Origin of the sequence: Paenibacillus sp. P13VS (assembly GCF_015143645.1) — a bacterium.
GTDB lineage: Bacteria > Bacillota > Bacilli > Paenibacillales > Paenibacillaceae > Paenibacillus > Paenibacillus xylanilyticus_A.
This window is the reverse complement of record NZ_WYEV01000009.1, coordinates 119,893-142,749: the sequence shown is the minus strand read 5'-3', so window position 1 is coordinate 142,749 and position 22,857 is coordinate 119,893. Positions and strand designations below refer to the sequence as shown.

23 protein-coding genes are annotated in these 22,857 nt (G+C 47.9%); 16 read left to right on the top strand and 7 right to left on the bottom strand.

The genetic code is table 11. The features are described 5' to 3' along the window. Positions 1–54: 54 nt before the first annotated feature. The 7 genes from GUA98_RS22115 (at position 55) to GUA98_RS22085 (ending at position 8,133) form a co-directional block, all read left to right on the top strand. Positions 55–1,707, top strand: a complete 1,653-nt coding sequence (locus tag GUA98_RS22115; RefSeq protein WP_193724390.1) for an extracellular solute-binding protein — start codon at positions 55–57, stop codon at positions 1,705–1,707. 527 nt (positions 1,708–2,234) lie between these two features. Further along, entirely contained in the window at positions 2,235–3,932 is a 1,698-nt protein-coding gene (locus GUA98_RS22110) for a DUF6138 family protein (protein ID WP_193724389.1), read from the top strand. Positions 3,933–3,980: 48 nt separating this feature from the next. Continuing rightward, positions 3,981–5,024 carry a hypothetical protein gene (locus GUA98_RS22105; protein WP_193724388.1) on the top strand — a complete coding sequence of 348 codons (1,044 nt, stop codon included), beginning with the start codon at positions 3,981–3,983 and terminating at the stop codon, positions 5,022–5,024. 258 nt (positions 5,025–5,282) lie between these two features. Beyond that, on the top strand, positions 5,283–6,110 hold the full coding sequence (locus GUA98_RS22100; protein WP_193724387.1) for a hypothetical protein: 828 nt from the start codon (positions 5,283–5,285) through the stop codon (positions 6,108–6,110). Between the two features lie 38 nt (positions 6,111–6,148). Then, positions 6,149–7,111: a hypothetical protein gene (locus GUA98_RS29765; protein ID WP_227779960.1), complete on the top strand. Its 963-nt coding sequence runs from the start codon at positions 6,149–6,151 to the stop codon at positions 7,109–7,111. Further along, positions 7,112–7,849 (top strand): hypothetical protein, encoded by a 738-nt coding sequence (locus GUA98_RS22090; protein ID WP_193724386.1) that lies wholly within the window; start codon positions 7,112–7,114, stop codon positions 7,847–7,849. A 17-nt stretch (positions 7,850–7,866) separates the two neighbouring features. After that, positions 7,867–8,133, top strand: a complete 267-nt coding sequence (locus tag GUA98_RS22085) for a DUF4176 domain-containing protein (RefSeq protein ID WP_193724385.1) — start codon at positions 7,867–7,869, stop codon at positions 8,131–8,133. Between the two features lie 88 nt (positions 8,134–8,221). Here GUA98_RS22085 and GUA98_RS22080 read toward each other — a convergent pair whose 3' ends face one another. Continuing rightward, the gene (locus tag GUA98_RS22080; RefSeq protein ID WP_095292300.1) at positions 8,222–8,497 is read right to left on the bottom strand and encodes a WXG100 family type VII secretion target; all 276 of its coding nucleotides are present in this window, start codon (positions 8,495–8,497) and stop codon (positions 8,222–8,224) included. Between the two features lie 197 nt (positions 8,498–8,694). Then, positions 8,695–9,801 carry a stalk domain-containing protein gene (locus GUA98_RS22075; protein WP_227779958.1) on the bottom strand — a complete coding sequence of 369 codons (1,107 nt, stop codon included), beginning with the start codon at positions 9,799–9,801 and terminating at the stop codon, positions 8,695–8,697. A 213-nt stretch (positions 9,802–10,014) separates the two neighbouring features. Between GUA98_RS22075 and GUA98_RS22070 the strand changes: the two genes are divergently transcribed. Continuing rightward, on the top strand, positions 10,015–11,037 hold the full coding sequence (locus GUA98_RS22070) for a phosphotransferase (RefSeq protein ID WP_193724384.1): 1,023 nt from the start codon (positions 10,015–10,017) through the stop codon (positions 11,035–11,037). A gap of 14 nt (positions 11,038–11,051) precedes the next feature. On the opposite strand, the gene GUA98_RS22065 is transcribed toward GUA98_RS22070, so the two are convergent. Further along, positions 11,052–11,258: a hypothetical protein gene (locus GUA98_RS22065; protein ID WP_183526182.1), complete on the bottom strand. Its 207-nt coding sequence runs from the start codon at positions 11,256–11,258 to the stop codon at positions 11,052–11,054. 339 nt (positions 11,259–11,597) lie between these two features. Here GUA98_RS22065 and GUA98_RS22060 point away from each other — a divergent pair, with 339 nt between their 5' ends. From GUA98_RS22060 to GUA98_RS22040, 5 genes are all read left to right on the top strand, one after another. Further along, positions 11,598–13,232: a copper amine oxidase N-terminal domain-containing protein gene (locus GUA98_RS22060; protein ID WP_193724416.1), complete on the top strand. Its 1,635-nt coding sequence runs from the start codon at positions 11,598–11,600 to the stop codon at positions 13,230–13,232. Positions 13,233–13,427: 195 nt separating this feature from the next. Then, on the top strand, positions 13,428–13,880 hold the full coding sequence (locus GUA98_RS22055) for a disulfide oxidoreductase (RefSeq protein ID WP_095292301.1): 453 nt from the start codon (positions 13,428–13,430) through the stop codon (positions 13,878–13,880). Positions 13,881–13,897: 17 nt separating this feature from the next. Then, positions 13,898–14,356, top strand: coding sequence for a FixH family protein (locus GUA98_RS22050; RefSeq protein WP_193724383.1), 459 nt, complete (start codon positions 13,898–13,900; stop codon positions 14,354–14,356). A 225-nt stretch (positions 14,357–14,581) separates the two neighbouring features. Beyond that, on the top strand, positions 14,582–16,012 hold the full coding sequence (locus GUA98_RS22045) for an alpha/beta hydrolase family protein (protein ID WP_193724382.1): 1,431 nt from the start codon (positions 14,582–14,584) through the stop codon (positions 16,010–16,012). Positions 16,013–16,058: 46 nt separating this feature from the next. Further along, positions 16,059–16,448, top strand: coding sequence for a MerR family transcriptional regulator (locus GUA98_RS22040; RefSeq protein WP_227779975.1), 390 nt, complete (start codon positions 16,059–16,061; stop codon positions 16,446–16,448). Positions 16,449–16,497: 49 nt separating this feature from the next. Here GUA98_RS22040 and GUA98_RS22035 read toward each other — a convergent pair whose 3' ends face one another. The 4 genes from GUA98_RS22035 to GUA98_RS22020 form a co-directional block, all read right to left on the bottom strand. Beyond that, entirely contained in the window at positions 16,498–17,175 is a 678-nt protein-coding gene (locus GUA98_RS22035) for a succinylglutamate desuccinylase/aspartoacylase family protein (RefSeq protein WP_153980012.1), read from the bottom strand. Positions 17,176–17,269: 94 nt separating this feature from the next. Beyond that, positions 17,270–18,238, bottom strand: a complete 969-nt coding sequence (locus GUA98_RS22030) for an ATP-binding cassette domain-containing protein (RefSeq protein WP_193724415.1) — start codon at positions 18,236–18,238, stop codon at positions 17,270–17,272. A gap of 20 nt (positions 18,239–18,258) precedes the next feature. Next, entirely contained in the window at positions 18,259–19,059 is an 801-nt protein-coding gene (locus tag GUA98_RS22025) for an ABC transporter permease (protein ID WP_193724381.1), read from the bottom strand. After that, on the bottom strand, positions 19,056–19,832 hold the full coding sequence (locus GUA98_RS22020; RefSeq protein ID WP_193724380.1) for an ABC transporter permease: 777 nt from the start codon (positions 19,830–19,832) through the stop codon (positions 19,056–19,058). Before GUA98_RS22020 ends, GUA98_RS22025 begins: the two co-directional genes overlap by 4 nt. A gap of 305 nt (positions 19,833–20,137) precedes the next feature. Here GUA98_RS22020 and GUA98_RS22015 point away from each other — a divergent pair, with 305 nt between their 5' ends. The 3 genes from GUA98_RS22015 to GUA98_RS22005 all read left to right on the top strand — a co-directional run bounded on the left by GUA98_RS22015 (position 20,138) and on the right by GUA98_RS22005 (position 22,797). Beyond that, entirely contained in the window at positions 20,138–20,980 is an 843-nt protein-coding gene (locus GUA98_RS22015; RefSeq protein WP_193724379.1) for a DegV family protein, read from the top strand. A gap of 219 nt (positions 20,981–21,199) precedes the next feature. Then, positions 21,200–21,868, top strand: coding sequence for a response regulator transcription factor (locus GUA98_RS22010; RefSeq protein WP_415753051.1), 669 nt, complete (start codon positions 21,200–21,202; stop codon positions 21,866–21,868). After that, positions 21,868–22,797, top strand: coding sequence for a sensor histidine kinase (locus GUA98_RS22005; RefSeq protein ID WP_415753049.1), 930 nt, complete (start codon positions 21,868–21,870; stop codon positions 22,795–22,797). Before GUA98_RS22010 ends, GUA98_RS22005 begins: the two co-directional genes overlap by 1 nt. Positions 22,798–22,857 lie beyond the last annotated feature (60 nt).

Genomic DNA, 22,857 nt, shown 5'->3' with positions numbered 1-22,857 from the left:
GGTGATGCGAGATGCACAAAAGGTATCCAAAGTTACCTGAGGAGGGGTTAGTTCATGTATAAAAAGATGATGACGGCAGTGCTTGCATTAACCATGGTTGCTGTAACAGCATGCAGTTCGGGGGCCAAAGAGGAACCTGCGAAGGAAGCGGCTGCTCCGCTTGCGATGCAGAACGGGAAGTACGAACCGGCGGTGCAGATGAGCTACTTGCGGGCCTGGAACGATGACACGAAGTTTAAGAACGGGGAAACGGCACAGAGCAATGTGCATACCAAATGGGCCAAGGAGCGTCTCGGCATAGAGCTGACCACACCATGGGCTGTGTCAGTGACCAATGACGCCTTCTATACAAAGCTCCGCCTGTCCCTGTCTGCCAACGAGGAGCTGCCGGATATCGTCTCCATCCGTGGGGACTACAACCTGGTGCGTGAGTTGATTGAGTCCGGCAAGTTCGCTGATGCAGGTGCACTGTTTGATAAATATGCATCAGACACATGGAAACAGGCGGCCGAATCGGCACCGGAGGAATGGTATCCTTACATGTATGAGGGACAGCGTTATGGCATTCCGATCTTCGACTATGCCTACAACGGCGATCCGGTGATGTTTATCCGGGAAGACTGGCTGAAGAAGCTGGGACTGGAAGAACCCAAAACGATCGAAGAGCTCGTTGCGGTCATGGATGCATTTACGAATCAGGACCCGGATGGTAATGGCAAGAAGGATACGTATGGTTTGACCGTCGGCATGAAGAATGCGCTGAATACATGGATGACGGAATCCGGCTGGATCTTCGGCATGTATAACACGATGCCAGGTCAATGGAACGAGGCTGAAGACGGAACGCTGCAATACGGCTCGGTGCAGCCAGGAGTGAAGGAAGGTCTGGCAACAATGAAAGACTGGCTCTCCAAAGGTTATCTGCCCAAGGAAGCTGGCGTATATGATGAGATCAAGGCAGCTGAACTGTTTACAGCAGGCAAGGCCGGGATCATCGTGGGTCCGCACTGGATGCCTAACTGGCCCATTGATGACGTGAAGAAAAATGTGGACGGTGCCACCTATAAAGCCATTGCTCTGCCGACCGGCCCGACGGGTGAGAGTCATCATCATGGTTCCGGAGCCAGCAACGGGGTAGTGTTGATTAACAAGGATATGGCTAACCCGGAAGTGTTCTTCACCTATCAGAATTATCTGTTCGATAACTTTGCCAATCCGGAGGTGGGCGGCGAGTTTGAGCATGGATTTGCCCAAGGATATGATTATGACATCGTGGACGGCAAAGTTGTGGGCGAAGCTGAAGTGAAAGATGGCGTATCGCCGCTGAAATACACGATTACCTATGACGGTGCACGGATCCCGAACCTGATGATGGATACGCTTGCAGAACTCGCGACAGGCAAGGAACCGGAGACACCTTTTGAGAAAAATACGAGCATTGCCAACAAACCGGAAGTATTTGCTGCAGCTCAAGTTGTAGTGGCACATAAGGATGATGCGATCAAGAACAAGTTCACGGGTGCGCCAACCGATACAATGAAGATGAAGAAGGATGCGCTCGACAAGCTGGAGAAGGATACGTTCAGCAAAATCATCTATGGGCAAGTTGGCCTTGAGGAATTCGATGCGTTTGTAACGAAATGGAAGTCGATGGGTGGCGACGAGATTACCGCCGAAGTAAACGAATGGTTTAAGACCGTGAATTAATACGGTAAAAGGTTTATGGAATGAATTAAAATGTGGAATTGACATGAGAACGGAGAGAACAGAAAAGACCTAGAGAAGCGAAGCGGTTGCCTTTATCACCGGATTTCTTCCTCTATTTATCAGATCAAAGGAATCTGGGGATAACAGCAATCGGAAGGTTTTCTGTACTCGCAGTGGCTGATATGTACAACCTATTTCTATTATAAGGTCGGAATCATACTAAAGTATGAAAAGAAGAGTGAGGGTTTCGTGAATACACCGGATTTGGGCGTAAAGTCGCCTGACTCCGGTGTTTTTTTGGTATGAGTGCCGGATGCACAGACAGGTGCAGAAGGGGGAGATCATCTATTTTCTTAGTCAACAACCGTGCATAAGTCTTATTGTTCCTGGTGTGCTTGAGAGAGTAAAATAATAGGTGTTATGCGAACGTCAATACGTATTTTCACCTGCGAGATTTATGGAGCGATCCTGAAGGAATAGAACATGAGTTATTTGAAAGAGTTTAATCACGAAAGGCAGGAGATGGGATGAGTACACTATATGATCAGGCCATGGAAGAGATGATAGGCGCCATTCATGAATGGTTTGATGAACAGGAGAAGCGAAGCGACTTGGACAAGGTAGTGAAACGAACCACGCTGCAGATGGGGATCATGGGTGATGTTTTACTGGATTACAGACCTGGACGTACGACGGTTGACAGCCTCGATCTCGGTTTGGATGATGGCTTGAACTCCAGGAACGCAGGTTCATTTACGGAAGAGCAGGTGCGAAGCGAAATTCAGCCTCAGCTTGCTGAAGTGATCCAGAGAAGATTGGATGGGCTGGGAGATACACCGCTGATCGACTATCATTTCACCTTTCGCGGGAAATTTCCAACAACCGAAGGGAAGCTGCATTTGACGCTATTTGAATATATCAACGAAGAGAAGAGAGAGCAGCTGCTGGATCGCATCCATACCTATGTCGAACAAAAGCTGGAGAATGGTACATATCCAACGAAGCCGCTGGAGTCCTTTTTTCTGACACGTCATTTGCTTGATCCAGTGCTGTTTCCGAGTCCAAATATTGCATGGATTATAGCTCAGTATGACCGCATTCAGGAATTGAATAAAGGGCGTCAGGATGCCCTGGCGGAGCATCGCGGCAATATCATTCGTGCATTGAAGGACTGGGCAGAGAATCAATTTTTGCCACAGTATTATGATATTCAGTTATCGGAGTATAGGTCGAACGAATATACACTCAAGCCAGGCGCCGTACTGGAACAGAATGAGTCTCATGGAGAAGTTAAGAACCAGGGGCAGCAAGAGGCCCAGCCTATCGATCTGCTGCTGTACGCAGCGGTCATGATTCTGCGTTTTGAGCCCAGCTACAGTAAACCGACAGGCCTTACCTTCCTGGAACTGGCGAAACAGCTGGGGAGCGACCGTGCAGTTCGAATGATGACAGAAGGCAGCGGGGCTTATGCCAAGGAAGATATTCATGTGAAAAATGAACAGGTGGAATGCACAGCCAATGATGTGTTCTCTCTCATTACAATCATTATCCGTCAGGAGGAAGCATCTGCCTACGAGCAGGCACTCGCATTCATTATTCGTTTACTGAAGAAAGGCTTCCCTAAGAGCTATAAGATCAAGCTTAAATCCAAGGCAAAACCATATTTGCCGATAAAGGGACTCGCCAAGTCGGATACTCATCGGTTCTTCGCGAGTGCACTGGATTATCCGAATTTGCATCCACTTCTTGAAGAGTACGCTCGTGAAGCCATTGAAGAATTCGAATGGTATGGAGACACGGAGGGGGAGAAGAACTGTATGCCAGGCAGCTATGCCACGTTTGGACTGGGGCTCGCAGACGAGGCGTATTTTCCTTTGGTTGAATTTTATATGGGAGAAGTGGACGATGAACACCAATTGGTGCAGGACAAATTCACTGCTGCCTTTGCCGAAAAGCATGGTATAACAGCTAACTCTGCACCTGTATTGGTTGCCTGCCTACGACGTTCGACGGATGGCTTGAAGCTGAAGATTCAGCCCGAACTGGAGAATGAAGAGAAGCTTGCGCTTATGGTGCAGCAGATCAGCGGTCTGGAAACCTATGAAGTGGAGCGTGTGATATATCCAATCTGGGGCAAAGTGGAGAAGCTTGCAGGTCTGGCCCGCAAGGCTGAAGGGAAACGGAAAGAGCTGCTGCTAGAGCTCCTGCAGGCTGCAGGTAGATAGGAGCTTAGTCATCAAGGCGTGGAAGAGCATCTGGAAAGGCGGAGAGCCATGGAAACATTGACTCGTGCCATATGGGCAGGGTTATCTGTTCAGGAAAAAGAAGAGCTGCTGCAAGGGATGATTGCTTTGTGTCCGGCGGGTATGGAATACATCGCTGTAAAAACGTTTGAACGGTTCGGTCAGCGAACCGAAACGGGTGTATTTATGTATGCAGGGCGAAAGTTTGTGTTTGTACCTGGAGACCATGTGACCTTAGGGTGGAGTCAGTGGCAGGAGGGCATGAATGAGGAGACTTCAGCAGATCTAGCTGAGGCGATAAGTGAGTATGGCATAGAGGACGTGGATTCTTTTCTGGCGAGCCAGATGTCACCGGTAAGAGAAGCGGCTATCGCTCCCATGCTGGTGGAGTGCCTGACACAATCACTTGGCTGGATTGATGTTACCGAGGAAGAAGCACTCGCAGGGCATGAACCTGGTTTTGCAGCAGAGCTGGAGAAATTCAATCATTCTGATCTAAAGGGATTGGAGCAGTATCAGACATTTCGCCTGGAGCGTCAGGGTGAGGAAGTCCGGATACAACTATACAATGAGGAGCTTACGCCTGAAGACTTGCTGGAGGAACAAGCTGAAGCGGGTTTTGGTTTGCTCACCGAGGATGAATGGGAGTATTTGTGCGGGGGTGGCTGTCGTACGTTATTTCCCTGGGGCGACAGTTTCGATTATACGATGAAGTTGAAGCATTTTGGACGCTTGGAAGGGCTGACTGAGATCGTGTGTGAATCGGTCGAGATGGACCTGTCGCTCGTTGCAGAGGATGAAATGCCGTATGATTTGGAACAGCCCAATTTTTTTGGACTCCATTTTGCCGGAGATCCATACAAAGTTGAATTGACGATGGATTGTTCTGGAGAAGTGCTGCCCAAAGGCGGCGATGGCGGCGAGATGATCTGTGGCGGCATGGGTCCCTTGGTTGGTTATCTTCCTGCGTCTGCTGTATATTATCGTAACAGCAATGCTAGTGAACTGGACTGGGAAGATTGGTTGGATTCCATGTATTATAGAAGAGTTATCCGTTTAACCGATCTGACCTGAAGACGATAAGAAGAAGCAGCAGGGAATACTCGGTCCTTGCTGCTTTTTTTTGTTTCTAGCTTCTCATTTGAAATTTCAAAATTCAGAAGTGATTCAACCCTGTGCGTTTCCACAGCTTAGTGGGTAAATATAATCAGGTTGAACGTCCCAAGAACAGGAGTGGGGGCGCATTGAGCCTGAATGACGATCCTTTTACAATAAAAAGATAGGCTCTTCCATTGGAGTTTGATGCATAAATCATGGAAAAGAGGAATGACTGTGCCTACATATACTTCGTTTACCTGCTCTGGCCGGGAGGCTCTGTTTCTGTTTCAGTTAATGCATATCCCGGAAGCTGAAGTACTCTTTGCACATCTGAACGATGCTGCATTACAGGGTGAGCGGGCCAAGCCTGCATTTGAAAAAATAAAAGCCGATCTGATCAAGGACGGCGTTATTGAATCTGAAGATAATGACATTACCATACATCCGCAAGTCCATCAGCTGCTCCAGAGCTGCAAGCTCAGCAGCGCAGTGATGAAGCTTCATCTGAAGACATCAATCGCGGAACAGCGTGAATCATCTCTGACCTATGGCTTCATTTCCGGAACAAACATCGTTGAATGGCTCTGGCATCCTGAACGGGATCAGGTGACCCTGACTTCATTCGAAAGCTTGCAGGACTTGCTTCGTATTATGGGCAATCGGATTGAATTGCCTGACTCTGCCGAGGAATCCATCCTTACCCCTATTCAGAAGCACACACTGCAGCAGTTGCTGACGCTGGATAACGAATCAGGCATCGAAAGGGTAACCAACGCCTTGCGCCAGGACCTGCATGTACATTCGGCTGCAATTCACGAACTGACCCAAGCGTTTGTTAACATCCAGAAACAAGGGCAGTTTGAGGTATCCACCCGCGGAATGCAGAACAAGCCTCAAACCATCTATTTTGTGGGTAGTTGTGCAGGCAATTGGCTGTTCATTGAAGACAAGGAAGATGAAAGAAAAGAACGATTTTCAGCATTCAAGATAACAGAAGAAGAGCTGATTCAGAGCCTTTTTTTGCTAACGACGCGTTCGTTATCCATTTTGCCTGCAGTTTAATCCCATAGAACGCAGGTATGCTTAAGGGGGAGATCCAGTTGACCAAGATTATTATGAAATCGGAGTACTTGAACTCGCTGGCACAGCAGATTGAACAGGTTACTGCACAGCTGCAGCAGGTAGATGGTATTCTCCAGCGCTCCATTCAGGGAGCGGCCTGGCAGTCGGGTAACCGGCAGACCATTATTGGCTTGTATCAATCGCATCAGCAGCGGTTTCAGACGGCCGGACAGAGCATGCAGCAGCTGGCTGCATACGTGAAAACGACTCGTGAGCGAATGGAACAGGAGGATCAATCTGGCGGTACATTTGGGCTGACTGGCATTAATCCACTTGCACCATTCGATGGGCCTGGCAGCACGGTGGGTACACTGACGGCTGCGGCGGCTGTTGCCAAACTAGGGTATCGGGTTAGAAATGGCTATATGGTGAAGCAGCAGCTTGATCGGAATACTCCGCGAATTTTGGTTCGTGAAAGCTTTGATTCCGTCAAAAATAATCCAGTAGTCAATGGCAGACCCCGTGACTATAAAATTCATTATGTTCGCGACATTGAAGCCAGAATAGCCAACGGAACAGCTACGCCTCAGATTAAGGAAATCGCCTCGATGATCAAACCCGGTTATGCGGTCAGGTCCGCATTGACGGATAAACTGGGATGGGCCAGCGTCGGCATTGATGTGTTTACAGATACACAGGAGAACATCAGCCAGAACGCATCCACTGACAAAATTGCCGGGGATATCATCGGAAACGTTGTTGTTGGTGGGGCAACGACAGTAGGTGCAACCCTGCTGACCGCTGCGATTCTGCCTGCTGCAGCACCCGTATTGGCCGTTGGTGCGGTTGGTTTGGGTGTATCCGTAGGTCTGACTTATCTCGCAGAAGGGGTAACCATGAATATGGATCTGGATGGCGACGGGCAGGATGATTCCGTGAAAGACGTGGTGAAACACGGAGCGAAGAAAGCCTGGTCTACCGTATCAGGATGGTTCAAATAGATGGCACGTCAGCAGCGTTCCACATCACCGACGAACCATTTTGCTGGCAAAAGGGTAGAAGGAACCTCCTACCACCCGGACGCCTTTGAAAATTATCTTGCGGTATATGCGGCGGATGGGATTCGTTTCAGCGCAGGTACGCTGGTACTCTTTTTTCTGAACGTCTTCCTGCTGATCCCGGTTTTTAGTATTCCGTTCCAGTCCTTATATGCTTATATTCTGCTGCCTCCTCTGGCGGTCATGAATGTATGGGCAGTAGCCCTGATTGCGGCACCGCGCAAACTGCAGCTGAATTATGTTTTGTTCCGCGGCGTATTTGGAATCGTCTGTTCCCTGGGATTCATGATCATCGTGCAAAAGTTTGCTTATGGCATGCTTGGACTGACAACCCCTTGGTATGCGATCGGGTCGTTTGCAGTATACGGTTTCGCTTTGTATCACTATGCCAGGTTCCATCTGCGTAAACTGCAGCAGTCTCCACATCGACCAAAAGCGGGTGCAGGCACACGTATGCCTGTCGCGACGCTGACGATGCTGACTGGAGCCGGTTATCTGGTGGCCAATCTATCATTGGCCTTTGTCACGCAGCAGACCGTTGCGGTGGTCCTGATGTGTGTCTATATTATGCTGGCTTTTGTTGTATTTCACTTTATCATGGATGTGCATCGGTATTACTGGCTGCGCCGGGTACTGTATGCCCCGAAGGAAACCATTGCCCATAAAGCGCAGAATAGTTGAAGGAGGCTACATACCATATGGAAAAAGATACATTGACTTTACTGCCCAACGGCTCCGTAATCCGGCTGAAGGAGGGCACCAAAAAGCTCGTCATTTATGGTCGCAAGCAGATGTTAATGACAGAACCGCCTCGTCAGTTCGATTACATTGGATGTTTGTACCCGGAAGGATATATTAATCCGGATTATACGTATGTATTTAATCATGAAGATATCGAAGAGATCATTTTCAGAGGGTATGTGGATGAGGAAGAAGAAGCATTTGCTGGCAATCTGCATGAATAAATGATGGGCTTGAGTTGAAAAAAATAAATATGAACGTTGCAGAAATATGCCAAGTTAACATACAACCTTAACGGATAACGGATCAGTCCTAGCGTGACTGATCCGTTTCACGAAAGCGGGTTGCCGTCTGCTGCAGGCTGGTGCTGGTCTCCTGCAAACCAAGCAGATAATTGCTGATCGATGTCATACTGTCGTTGATCCGCTGCATGAATTCACGCTGCCGTTCACCTTCCCACTGGCCTTCGGCTTGATCCACCATCGTTCTCAGCTGTGCCAAAATATCATTACCATTCTGGGAAGCCTTGCTGAATTCACCTGCCAGCTGCTGCAGCTCCTCAGGCGAAAGATCTATACGCTGGTTCATTGTTTTTCCCTCCCTAACTGTTCATGTCTCTATTAAATGTGCATATACCATTCATTATAACCGCATCTAGAGCGAATTGAAGCTGGACGAAAGCCTTGTTTTCATAACAGTCATATTGTTTGGAATAGGACAAAACACACATCAAAGCTGCCCCCGTTAATAGGAGCAGCATGATGTGTGTTTTGGTATGTTTCGTTTTATTTCAGTTTTTGCACGGACACGGCCATTTGTTCGAGCTGTGTGTGTGTCAGTGCATTATTTGGTGAGCTGAGTGTAACATAGCGATCATCCAGTTGGAATGTCAGCAGATCTGTTTTGTCCGGTGTATACCACTTGGCATGTACGCCGTTAGACAGTTTGACTTCTTTGCCATCATAGCTGAACGAGTAGTCTTTCGGGGATACCGTGACATTCATATGTTTGAATACAAAGTTTACGCCATCACCGCCGGCACTCACACTTTGGAATGCATCTCCGGCAATCATGTGCTGAGGCGCGTAAGCCGTCTCAAAGTCATCGAATTTTGCAAATGCTTTACGAATGGTATCTGCTTGTTCCTTGGTGTAATTTACATTGGCAAACCCGGTAATGCCTTGATCGTTGTTATTCACCTTCTGGACAGATACGGCCACCTGAGCAAGCTGTGCCTGAGTCAACTTATGGTCAGGGGAGCTGAGCGTTACATAACGATCATCCAGTTTAAATGTCAGCATGCCCGTTTGATCCGGCGTGTACCATTTGGCAGTAACGCCGTTGGACAATTTCACATCTTTGCTGTCATAGCCATCCGAGTAATCACGTGGAGATACACTTACTTTCATATGAGTGAAGATAAAGCTTACACCATCGCCCCCGGCGCCAACGCTTTTAAACGTATCACCTTGGATACTTTGCTGAGGTGCATAGGCTGTTTCAAAACCATCGAACTGTGCAAATGCTTTTTGAATTGCTTCTTTTTGCGCAGCACTGTAGGTTACATTGGACAGGGCAGAAGGATTGCTCGCTGCTTCGCCGATGATAACCTGACCTTTTTTGCCGTCGTAGGATACAGGAACATGAAGCGCATCCGCAATGGCACGTACAGGCAGGTAGGTTGAATTGTTGTAAGTGATCGGTGCAAGTTTATTCCCATTGCCATCCGTTGGTGTATAAGCTGCTCCATCTACATTGAAGCTGATGCCATGATTAAGATAAGCGGAGATTTTCTCCAGTTGAGTACCGGCAAATACACCAGCAGCTCCTGTTAAGGTCATGCCAAGAACCATCATCGCTGCAGCAGATTTCTTCAGGTTTTTTTTCATCATGTATAACTCTCCTTTAGGTTCAGTGTATAAGTTGATCTGATCGAATTCACACTTAACAACTTCGATTGCAGTACCATCTTCCGATCCCTCTTATCCCCAGATTTATTGACTTATTTTAAAAGGGTAAATCCGATGATAAAGGTGACCGCTTCGCTTCTTCAGATGGGTTCTGCACTCTACGTTACCGTGTAAAATGTGAGGATCAACTTATAATTGTCATTTGTAGGGCTCGCTGTCCCTTATGGCTTTATATTAAACCCGGAAGTTATCCATAATAATTCTGAATTATCTCCAACTTGTAAACATTGCAAATCTATTTATGTGCATAGTGAAACCAATAAAATGAAAAGGAGAGGAGTTATGACTGACATCGATTTTGTGAGGGAACATTATGATATTGGCCAAGTGCTAACCAGCACTGCCTTGCAACAAGGTAACAGTTCTAAGGCGATGCTGATTCATGCTGCATCTGGCAAATACGTTCTGCGTAAACTCAAAAATGAACAGCAGGCTCATGCTGAACATAAACTTTATCAAGTGCTGGCATCGGTAAACATTTCTCCAAAGATGCTCAAAGCCAGAGATGGTCTATCCTATATCATCTACAATCATGAGATCTATAATTTGCAAACCTACATAAACAATACAATTCCGTATCATCAAGTGAGCATTGATTTTGTGCAGTTGGGTAACGTGATTTCCCTTTTTCATCAACTGATCTCTCATTTGGATATTCCAGAGCAGAAGGATCGCTATGAGTTACACCAATTATGGAGTGCTGTGTCTAATGAAGTGAAGAATTCATCATACGAAGGAATCCGGGCTTTAACAGAGCATACCGAGCAGTGCATGGAATATAAATCGAAGAATAACACCATGATTCATGGGGATCTTGGCGTATGGAACATGTTATTTACGAAGGAGTGCATCCACGTTATTGATATGGGTGAAGTGAGGAGGGGGAACCATCATTTTGATTTGGCAGCCGCGCTGACTTCCACCATACCTTCATCGGTAAATGTAAGAGAACTAGATACTATCGTGGCGGATTTTGAGCGCGGATATGGGCATGGGAATATTGTTTTAAACAGAAAGAGTCTGTACCAACAGATCCATGTATGGATGCTGCGAGGGTGCTTGGCGGTGATCAAGGAGAGGGGAATGAATTCCCCAGCCATCTTATATGTAGAACGAACGATTAAGATGTTGAACAGATATAAAGTCATACTTCATTGAACCCTGGAAATCGTTTAGTTTACAAGGTAAAGGATGAGTCCGCCCATGCCAAGCACGATGGCACCAACGTATACATAGGTTAACCGGCTCAAATTCTGTTTGGTTCGGCGGTCGTATTCGGGGTTGCTGGTCTGATTGGCTTTGGAATTTCCGATGATCAGGGTGGCAATGCCGCCAAACAAGGCAATACCAATAATTAAAAGATAAGGCAGCCAACTCATGAGTGAACCTCCTTCAAAAGGCGTAAAATTCATCTCCTTTATTGTACCCCAGGATAACCTGGGATGTAAGGTTTTATTTGTGAGATTAAGGGAAATTAAGCAGATGACTTACAGTGTATATAACTCAATTCCAACAAGAGATCACAATAAATTTAAATGATTATGATTATGAAAAAAACCAGTAGTGATGCGGATTCGCGGCTCTCCCAAACGGAGGTCGTGAATTTTTTTTGCCTATGGGGTGATCCAGATTCGGGATCCCTGCGTTACACCCTTTGAAAACGACGACGAGGAAACAAAGCATACAAAATTAGATTGAGGAGTGAATACGTAATGAAAATGAAAATGAAGAAGTTTATCGCACCCATGCTAAGCTTGACGCTCTTGATGCCGGGAATCGCAGGGGCTGCTTCTGCGCAACAGATGCCAATGACTACGATGAAGGCATCCGTGAACACACCTGCTGCTGATCTTAGAGCCAACTTGGATCACCTACTTTCGGAACATTTTGCACTGGCGGTAACAGCTATGGCTAAAGCATATGACGGAGCAAAAGATGCAGACGCAGCTTACAAAGCACTCGACCAAAATGCCCTGGATATGCAGCCGGCCATCGCCTCCCTGTACGGTGATGCAGGTGCGAAGGAATTCGAACGTATCTTCCGCGCTCATAATAAATACACCGACGACTTGGTGAAAGCAACCAAAATGGGCAACCAGGCTGGCATCAAACAAGCACAGGATAACATCAATGGATTTGTCGATGAGTTCTCCACATTCCTGAACACCGCAACGGAAGGCAAATTGCCAAAAGCGGCAGCCAAAGAAGCACTGAAGGTACATGAAGATCTCGTGCAAAAAGTATTCGATGAATATGTAGCCGGAGATTACAGCGATGCATACAAGGCGTACCGCGAAGGTTTCAAGGAGATGTTCGACGTAAGTAAAGCGCTCTCCACGGCAATCACGACACAAATGCCTGAAAAGTTCGAGAACACCAAAGCCGATACAAAAGCAGCTGATCTAAGATCTGCTCTGAATCACCTGGCTTCCGAGCACTTTGCGCTGTCTGCCCTGCAAATGCAAGAGGAATATGATGGACGGACAGCTGCCTCGAATGCTCTGGTTACAGCTGAAGCCGGGAACACAGCTGATTTCAAAGCAGCCATTGCTTCGATCTACGGTAATGACGGAGCCAACGCTTTCGAGAAAATTTGGGTAACCAATCATGTTAATGCACAGAGTGACTATGTAAAAGCCGTTAAAAACAATGATGCAGCAGCTCGTGCAGCGGTAGAGAAGCGTATTGATGGTTTCACCACAGAATTTGCTGCATTCCTCGATTCGGCAACTGCAGGCAATCTGCCTAAGGCAGCCGGACAAGAAGCACTGACTACACACGAGGAGCAAGTACAGAAAGTTCTCGACCAATATGCAGCCGGCAATTATGATGCTTCATATACAACGAATCGTGAAGGTTTCAAAGTGATGTTTGGTGTAGGTCAAGCCCTGGGTAATGCGATCGTGACTCAGAACAATGACAAGTTTCAGGAGCCGATGACACCTGCCCCAACACCAACGCCAGCTCCGGACATGACCACTGTTTGGATGAAGCTGAACAGCAAAATGCTGAAAATTAACGATAAAACGACCAACATGGACACTACACCCGTGCTCTGGAAAAACACGACGTACATTCCACTTCGCTTCCTGAGTGAAGGAATTGGTGCAACGGTGAAATGGGATAAAAAAGCCCAGGAAGTTACGGTTATGGCTGGTGATGATACCCTCGTATTCTGGGTGAACAACAAAGTCATGGAAGTGAACGGTATGAAGAAGAACGTAGGCTCCACAGTGTTTGTTAACAAAGACGGACGTACCCAAGTACCCCTGCGTTTCATTGCTGAAATTCTGAACTGGGACGTAAAATGGGCTCAAAAGGACGGTTCCATCACATTGACCAAATCGATGTAATCATAGGAAGTAGACCAACGAGTAACCAGAAAGAAACAGGAGGGCTGCCCGCAAGGCAGCTCTTTTGTGTTTCACCAATTTATTCAAATATTTGGTATAATGATCATCATGTAACACCCTACATAACGGCTTGAATAGCCCTTGCGTCATGAATGAGGTATTATGATATTTCAAAATGCAGAGGAGGCCAGATGAATGAGTGCATCATCAAAACCTGAGCGACCGGCGAGACACGTGGATACCCGGCTGTTTATTGCTTGGGCCGTATCCGTCATCGCGACGGGAGGAAGTTTATATTTCAGCGAGATAAAGGGATATATCCCTTGTGATCTGTGCTGGTTCCAGCGAATTTTTATGTATCCACTGACCATAGTACTTGGAATTGCCTACTTCAAGGATGATGTAGGGATTACCAAATATGTGCTTCCGCTTAGTTTCATTGGCGGTGGAATCTCGTTATACCACGTTACCATTCAGCGAATCTATTCGGCTACTGGCAATTCAGTCGCTTGTGGGCAAATTCCTTGTTATACCGACTATTTGAACTGGTTTGGTTTCATCACGATTCCATTGCTTGCCCTGATTGCGTTTATCATCATTATTGTAATGTTGTGGGGAATTGGCAAAACACCAAAATCTTCTTCATAAGAAAGGACAGATGATGGATGAGTGGACAAGTCCGTTGGTTCATGCCGTTAATTATCATTCTGCTCCTTACGACTGTGGGCTGCTCCAACGATGAGCCATCCCAGAGTACGGATACGCTGGAGATGATTAAGGTGCAGCTCATGGTACCGGATAAGGTGTCCATCCAGGATGATGTTGCCCTGCAGATTAAACTGACGCAGGGAGGTCAGCCCGTGGATGATGCAGACCATGTGCAATTTCAGGTATGGAATGAAAAAGATGAACCAGCAGCACCTGCTGTGGATCAAGGAATGAATCCTGAGGATCTGGAAGCTCAGGGAGCGATTACAGCCCAATCCACAGGGGATGGAATCTACGAGGCTAACTATGTGTTCGAGGAAACGGGCGTATATGTCGTACAGGTCCATGTAACCGCTGGGGCCATGCATGCAATGCCGAGAACCAAGGTAACTGTAGAGAGCGCTTCGGGCGATTAAAAAAGAATGCTCAGTTGAACATGAAAACCCGCCAGACGAGGTACAAGCCAATCAGGGCTGCTGTACCACGTATGACGGGTTTTCTAATGATGACTGTTATTAATTCCTGATTTGGAAGAGATCATATCAGCCCCTTAATGATATGGTCAAAAAGTTTAACCTTGACCTTGAAGTATGCTTCAAGGTTTATCCTTGTTGTATTACAGAGATGTTGGAGGTTGAACGATGAGAATATTGGAATGGATTTTAGTACTTGTAACTCTTGTGGTCGCCATATTGATGCTGGTTCGTCCGAGACGCGGGATGAGGATGGCTATGATATCTGCTTTGGTTTTGTTTACTGTGCTGCACGGTGTAATAGAGCAATTTCGAGTGCAAATGCTGCCTACATATCTTCTGGTCCTGGTTCTTTTGGTTATGATTGTTGTTCGACAAAAGAATCACAGATCACGGATCCAAGCCACGCTGATTTCTATCATGGTATTGCTACTTAGTGCAGGTTCAGTGGCACTGACCTGGTTACTTCCTGCTTTTACAATGCCTGAGCCAACCGGCCTGTATGCCATCGGTACATTCCAACAGCAGCTCGTGGATGAATCCCGCGAAGAGACGAAGTCGCCTAAGCCAGGAGACAAGCGAGAACTTATGATCAATGTCTGGTATCCAGTGGATCACGAAGCTGCCAAGGGACTTCCGCTGGAGCATTATCCCGCAGAGCTGGGTGAAGCTATCAGCCTCGTGTTCGGTATTCCACCACAGGTGTTTAGCTATCTGGACACGATTCCCACACATGTGGTCACGGGTGCAAAGGTATCGGCCGCCGAGAGCAGTTATCCTGTGCTGCTGTTCTCTCCAGGGGTTCGTTCTGCCCGTTTCCAAAGTATGACCGCTATTGAAGAACTGGTTAGTCATGGATACATTGTGGTGGGGATAGACCATCCGTACACATCAGCACAAGTTACATTTCCGGACGGGCATGGCGTGGCGTATGAAGCTAATCCCGAATTCGATACGTCAGAAGAACTGTATCAGTATAATGTCCAAGGAGTAGGCATACGTGCAGCTGACGCAAGCTTTGTACTGGATACGCTCACCCAGTGGAATAAACATGATCCAAATCAACTACTGGAAGGTAAGCTGGATTTGGACCGTGTCGGTATCTTTGGTCACTCCTACGGCGGTGCGACAACAGCGGAAGCGCTGGCGCAGGATGACCGTTTCAAAGCAGGACTCAGTTTGGAAGGCGGATTCTGGGGGACCGTATCCACGACAGCCATGAAACAGCCGTTTATGTATATCATGTCAGGTGAGACAGCCAAAAGTTTTGCACCAGACGCCACCGAAAAAGACAACGTGTTTTATCCCGAATTCGAACCGGATTTGGATCATGTTATGACACATAGCTTGAATGATACCTATTATCTGACTGTGGATGGTTTTTTCCACCAGAGCTTCACAGATATCTCGTTGATCTCGCCCCGAATGTTTGCCAGGGGCATGACGCCAGAGCATAATGTGGATATCACGAGATCGTATACGCTGGCATTCTTCGACCGCTATCTGAAAGGAGAGCAGCAGGTGCTGTTGGAAGGACCATCAGACCGTTTCCCGGAGGCAGCATACGATACCGAATATACAAGCATAGGTAATAAGTAGATGAATCAACAATAGGAGGAAAGGTGGGACAGGCTTTGTGGGTACCATGACGAGAGGCGAATTGGCGAAACGGACAGGAATAAGCATGGCCGCCATCCGTTATTACGAGAATAGTGGCATACTGCCTGCTCCCCGCCGGGCATCTAACGGATATCGAATATATACAGAGGATTATCTGGTCAAAATCAAATTTATTCAGGATGCACAGTCACTGGGATATTCGCTCAAAGAGATTCAGGAAAACTTGCAGCTGCTTAGCCAGGAGGATATGGAAAGTGAACAGCTGAAAATGCTTGTACGTGACCGAATCACAGACATTGAGAGTCACATTAAGAATCTGCAGCGTATGCAAGGGTTCCTTGAAGCCTTGCTCATGACATCGGAAAAGGATATCCATAACTACATTCAATCCTTCCGTAACAATAAAGAGGAATAAAATAATAACCTCCCTTCCACATTACGATGGAATAGGGAGGTTACTTATTTCATATAAACCCTGCTTCCCGCAAAAAGTGGTGTACAATTCTCGTCTGATACTTGATCCGTACGGATCGCTTCAGGCTCCAGCAGGTTTCAACGGTGACGGAACGAGCCTGCAGCAATCTGGCTGCAGCTGTCCGGGCAGATCCAGGAAGCTCATGCTGCTTCAGGTTGAAATGCCGATCACGAATGGCGATGGAACGATTCATGTGTTCAATAATTCTTCTGCATGCTGGAACAGCACGGCTTCCGGGATTGGTGATCAGGGTTTGCCCCAATACACGGGAGCTGAGCTGTGACAATCCGTTAGCCTCGTGCAGGTCGATCCACCAGTCCGGTCCATGTTCGCGTGCCAGACGAAAGACGGCAGCAGCAAGTGGATGTTTCGCTTTGGCAGATAAGCGGCGTGGAAATGTTCTGTTCAGATCGGGATTGCCCCTGATTTTTTTGCCATAAGCCTTCTGGTTCACTCTTGGAATAATAATGAGAAGACCACGCTGAATGGATAATCGTCCTGCTGCGCAATCGTCGGCGAGTTTTTGCGCAGCAGCCATGCTTGCGGTTTCATTTCCATGAACGCCGGAAGTGACAACCATCACGGGGCCAGACGCTGCACCACGCACCATGTAGTAGGGAGTAGAGTGTGTGCTGGACGCGGCCAGTACATGTTTAGTGACAAGCATGAACCTCACCTCCGTTACTACAGTACGTCATGTCCTTCTTGCATGTAACGGCATCCGAACAGGCCCTCATCCAGATCTGTCCAAATTGGGCCAATCAGTATACCTGGTGGATAATATCTTCGAAATCCGGTTCCTGCATCTCCACATCGATAATCTCGCCCCATTGCTCCAGCAGCTTCAGAATATTCATCGTACTCCATTCTTTCCGGTTCACTTGTACAGTTACGACCAGTCCATCCACCCCTGTAATCTGTATGGCAGGAGGTATGGCATCCGGAATATGAAACTCCCCTCGGTAAGTCACCCGGATAATTGTGGGCAGACCAATCGTCTCCCGCAGAGAGGAGATCGTACCGTCATATGTGAGCCGGCCGTGATTGATAACCATCACCCGGCTGCATAACTGCTCGATATCATCCATATCATGCGTCGTCAGCAAAATCGTTTTGCCAAACTCTTCATTTAGAGTCCGCAGAAACTGACGTATGTTCCGTTTGGCGTTTACATCCAGCCCAATGGTGGGTTCATCGAGAAAAAGCAGTTCCGGATCATGCAGCATGGAAGCTGCCAGATCTGCACGCATCCGCTGTCCAAGTGAGAGTTTACGGACAGGCGTGGCCCAGAAGGATTCAAGGTCCAGCAGTTCAGCGAACTGGGACAACCGTTTTCTTTTGAGTTCAGCAGGTACACCGTACATTTCAGCCAGAATATCATACGAATCCTTCACGGGCAGATCCCACCAGAGCTGGCTGCGTTGACCAAATACTACTCCCAGTCGCCTTACGGTTTGCAGCCTTTCCTGATGTGGGTTCATGCCGGCCAGCAGAACTTCCCCCGAGGTCGGGTGGAGGATGCCGGTCAACATTTTGATCGTGGTCGACTTGCCGGCACCATTCGGCCCGATGTATCCGACGAACTCCCCTTGTGGAATGTCAAAACTGATGTCACATACAGCCTCTTTGGACACGTATTCGCGTGAAAATAACGTCCGCAGTCCGGAGAACCGGCCTTCCCGAACGACAGGCGTTTTGAATTCTTTTTGCAGCTGCCTCGCTGTGATCATGTTCATGGTATGATCCCTCCTTAGCTTCCCGTGCTTTGATATTTGGTGATACCGTATTTCCAGAAGCGCAGACTGGCAGCCAGACACAAAGCAGCTACAGCCGCAATCACTGCAAGCACCCAAGCTCCGCCTTGACCCCGCAGTAGATACAGGGAGGGGATGTAGTTGACGAATCCAACCGGAATGACCGTCAGCAGAATGCCGGACATCCATTTGGGATATAACGTTAGCGGATATTGGGCAGCCGTACGGGCTGCATCTTCGGTGATTGTCTGCAGTTCCTCAATGCGTGTGGTCCAGAATCCCAGCGTCGCTGTAGCGAGTCCAATGGAGAAGAGGATGATGGCTCCGGTAAGTATAATCAGCAGAGAGAGGGGAATGACTGTCCAGCCGATCTGCCCGCTGTGCATCATACCTGCCAGAGACCAGCAGAGAATGAATCCTCCCTGAAGCACTTCGCCCACCATGATGCGGAAATTTTGCGGCAGCAGGGCAAGTAATACGGGCATGGGCCTCGTTAACAGTTGATCCAGTTCGCCGCCGACTAGATATTTCTCCAGATGATGAACCTCATTGCCGAAGGTACGGTAAAGTGTTTTGGATAACGTCATGATGGCGAACAGATAACCGATCTCATGCAGAGACCAGCCCTTAATCGCACCAAACTGATGCAGCACCAACGCAACCATGAGAAATTCGGAGATCTGAATCAGTGCGGCCAGAACGGACGCCAATATAAAATTGAACTTGTACTGCATCCGGCTGCGGATGCTCGTTCGAATCAGTATTTTATACAGATGGTACCAGGAAGTTCGCTTCATCCGCCCTGCACCTCCACTTTGCGGCGCATCACACGGGTGATGACCAGACAGATCAGAGTCATGAGCACACACCAAAGCAAGGTTCCCCAGAGCAAGGAGCCATCTTCAAAACCGAGATAGGTTCGGGTAGGAACATAGAGCAGAAAGGGATAGGGTGATAACCAGGCCAGACGTTCGAGCCAGTCAGGCAGCCATTCGAGCGGAATGAAGAAACCAGCCAGCAGATTCATCATGGCATGATTGCCCCAGTGTAGCCAGGATGATTCGGTTGTCCAGATGGCAGTAACCCCAATGATGTAATTCATGCAGATGGATAAGTAGGATGCGCCGGCAAGACCAAGCGCTGCAAATAACAGGGTTGAGACCTCCGTAGGCCATTGCAGGGAAAAAACGATAGAGAATAGCAGGTAGATTGGAATGCTCTTGTACACGAACTGGTAGGCAATCTGTCCCCATTCGCGTGCCATAAGGTGAGTAAACAGATGCACCGGCCTCATCAGATCCAGCGCGATCTGCCCTGTCCTGACCGTAAGCGGAATTCCGAGTCCATTGGTGAGAAAACCCGAGATCCAGAGAGAGGATTGCGTAAACGCAATGTAACTGACCATCCCCTGTGTCCCGTATTCCCCGAGAGAGTGATCGGCCCCGATGCCGATCCAGAGGCAGGCATACATGTAACCGAACATCGCGCTTGCCAGGTTATGTACCATGTGTGCTCCGCGGTATTGCAGATTCCGGGCGTAGGCTTTGGAAGCCAGAGTGAGATAAAGCATATGACACCTCCGATAAGTGGATTGAACGGCGGTCCCGTTCACTTCAGTCAAGGCGAAAAAGAGAGAAGGACAACAGCATACCAATATATTCCTTCACAGGCAAGACATTTTTTTGGGATATCCCGGAAGAAACGGGGCTGTTCAATAATGCGCCACAAGACATCGGTTCGCCAGGTCCTTTATAATGAAGGAGTAATGACGTAAACGTTTACAATTGGTGTTATTCAAATTTAAAATAATCCGCCGGGCATGTGCCTGACGATGGAGGATACAGCTTCAACAATCCGGCAAGAGAGAAGGTTGGAATGAAAAAAATTGCATGGGTTACCGACAGTACCAGCACACTCGATCCGCTGTTTGCAGAGCAAAATCACGTATACATTGTACCGCTGCGCGTTGTATTTGGAGAGGAATGCTATCGAGAGACCGAGGACATCTCATCCGAACAGTTCTATGAGAAGCTTGCAGAGGCTGCAAGGGCAAGCAGCTCTCAGCCCCCTATAGGTGAGTTTATCGAACTATATGAATCGCTAAAAGGTCAGTATGATGAGATTATTACCATTCACTGCTCAACTGCACTTAGCGGAACGCTGCATACTTCAATGCAGGCGGCAGAGATTGCTGGAGTATCGATAACGGCAATTGATTCCAGAGCGGGAGCCTACCCGCTGCGGGAGATGATTTTGCAGGGCGTGGAAATGCAGAAACAGGGATGTTCCGTATCTGAAATCAAGCTTCACATCGAACAGATGATGGACAACATGTCCTTTTACCTCATTCCGGCCTGTCTGCAGCATCTTCACCGTAGTGGGCGGGTTTCAGGCACACAGCTTGTACTCAGCCAATTGTTGAAGATTCATTTGCTCTTGCGATTTGAAGAGGGGAAGGTCGTTGTGAACGAGAAGATTCGTACCTTCAAGCGAGCCAAACAGCGCATGTTAGAGGTGCTGAAGGTAGACATGGAGAAAGTAAAACATGTGTGTATCATGCATGCTGATAACCAGGAAGAAGCCAACACGATCAAGCAGCAAATCGCCGATCTGCTGCCCCGATTGAAGACGGAAATCATGCCTTTTATCCCTGTGGTGGGTATTCACGCAGGTGCAGGTACGATTGGTCTGTGCTGGATACGAAGTGAGACGACATAGATGGATTAGTGATTGACATGGCAGGGGAGCCACCTTGAATACAGGTGGCTCCCCTGCCTTTTTTGTTTTTTTTTTGAGATGAGATTAGAAAGAGTGTTATTCCACGCATTGCCAATTCGGGTGAACTGTGAGGTAATAAAAGAAAACAAAGAAGTTGGGGGAAATCACGTGTCGAGTCACCGTTTGCTGCTTGTGGAAGACGATCGTTCAATTAGCGAGATGGTTGGACCATATCTGGAGAAAGAGGGCTACAGCGTTGTGTACGCATATGACGGGTTAGAGGCAGAGCATAAGTTTCGAGAAGCGGAGCCTGCGTTTGATCTGGTCATTCTGGACCTCATGCTGCCGGAGCGAAGCGGCATGGACGTACTGCAGACCATCAGAGCTGCCAGTCTTGTCCCCGTCTTAATATTATCTGCGAAGGATGGGGAAGTGGACAAGGCACTGGGGCTTGGTTTTGGTGCAGACGACTATTTGAGCAAGCCGTTCTCCCTCATCGAATTGACCGCGCGAATTAAGGCGGCCATTCGCCGCGCCAACTATACGGTACCCCCGGTTACCTCGACACCAGCTAAGGATCAACGGATTGAAATTGGCGGGCTGGTCGTGGATATGGAAACCTATGAAGTGGAGCGGGAAGGCATCCCTGTAAGACTGACATCCAAGGAATTTGGCATTCTTAAGTTGTTTGTTACGCATCCTGGCAGAGTGTTTACGAAGGCACAGATTTACGCATCTGTCTGGAATGATCCGTATTATGGGGACGAAAATATTATTAACGTACACATGCGGAGGCTGCGCGAAAAGATCGAGACCGATCCATCGAATCCGCAGTATATCAAAACGTTGTGGGGGATCGGTTACAAGCTGGAGGTGGAGTCCAAGTGATCATCCTATTGGCCATCTTAACCGTTGCCCTCCTCATAGTTGTCATTTTACTCGCTGTGAGGCTGAATAAGCGCAGCCGGCAATTGGCATATATTCATCAGAAGCTCGGAGGCATTCTGGAAGAGGGGACATATGAGCGTTTGCTGGTCTTTAGCAGCGATGCACAGATTCGCCTCCTGCTGGGGGATATCAACGAATTGCTGGACTACGCACACCGAACCGGTGCCCGTTATGCCAATCAGGAGAAGGAGATCCGCAATATGCTCTCCAACATCTCCCACGACTTGAAAACCCCTCTCACGGTCGTGATGGGTTATAGTGAAACGCTGCTCCATAACTCTTCATTAACCGATCAGGAACGGGAAAGTATGATCAGCAAGATTCAGGATAAAGCGCAGGAGGTGCTGCGTCTGATCCATTCCTTCTTTGATCTGGCGAAATTGGAGTCAGGGGATACCGAGCTTGCATTGACTCGAATAAATCTTAGTGAATTATGCCGGGTGAAGATGCTCTCCTTTTATGAAATGTTAACGAATCAGGGTCTGCAGGTGGAGCTGTCCATTCCTGAGAGTGATCTCTTCGTAACCGGCAATGAGGATGCACTCGACCGGGTGCTGGATAATCTGATCACGAATGCAATGCGATATGGGGCGGACGGTAAGGTATTGGGCCTGCTGCTTGAACCAACGAATCATGGAGAGGTCATGCTGCAGATTTGGGACAAGGGTAAAGGCATTCCGGAAAAAGAACAGGACCGTGTTTTTGAACGTATGTATACGCTGGAGGATTCCCGCAACCGTCTCTATCATGGAAGCGGGCTTGGCCTCACCATCACGAAACGACTTGTTGAACGCATGGGGGGACGCATTGAGCTGCGTAGTGTACCCTATGAGCGGACTTCATTTAAAATCTCTCTTACATCTCGTTAGCCTGCCTTTTTGTGTGGATAGAGGAACTTAAGTTTTTTGTAAGATTTGATTAATAAAAAA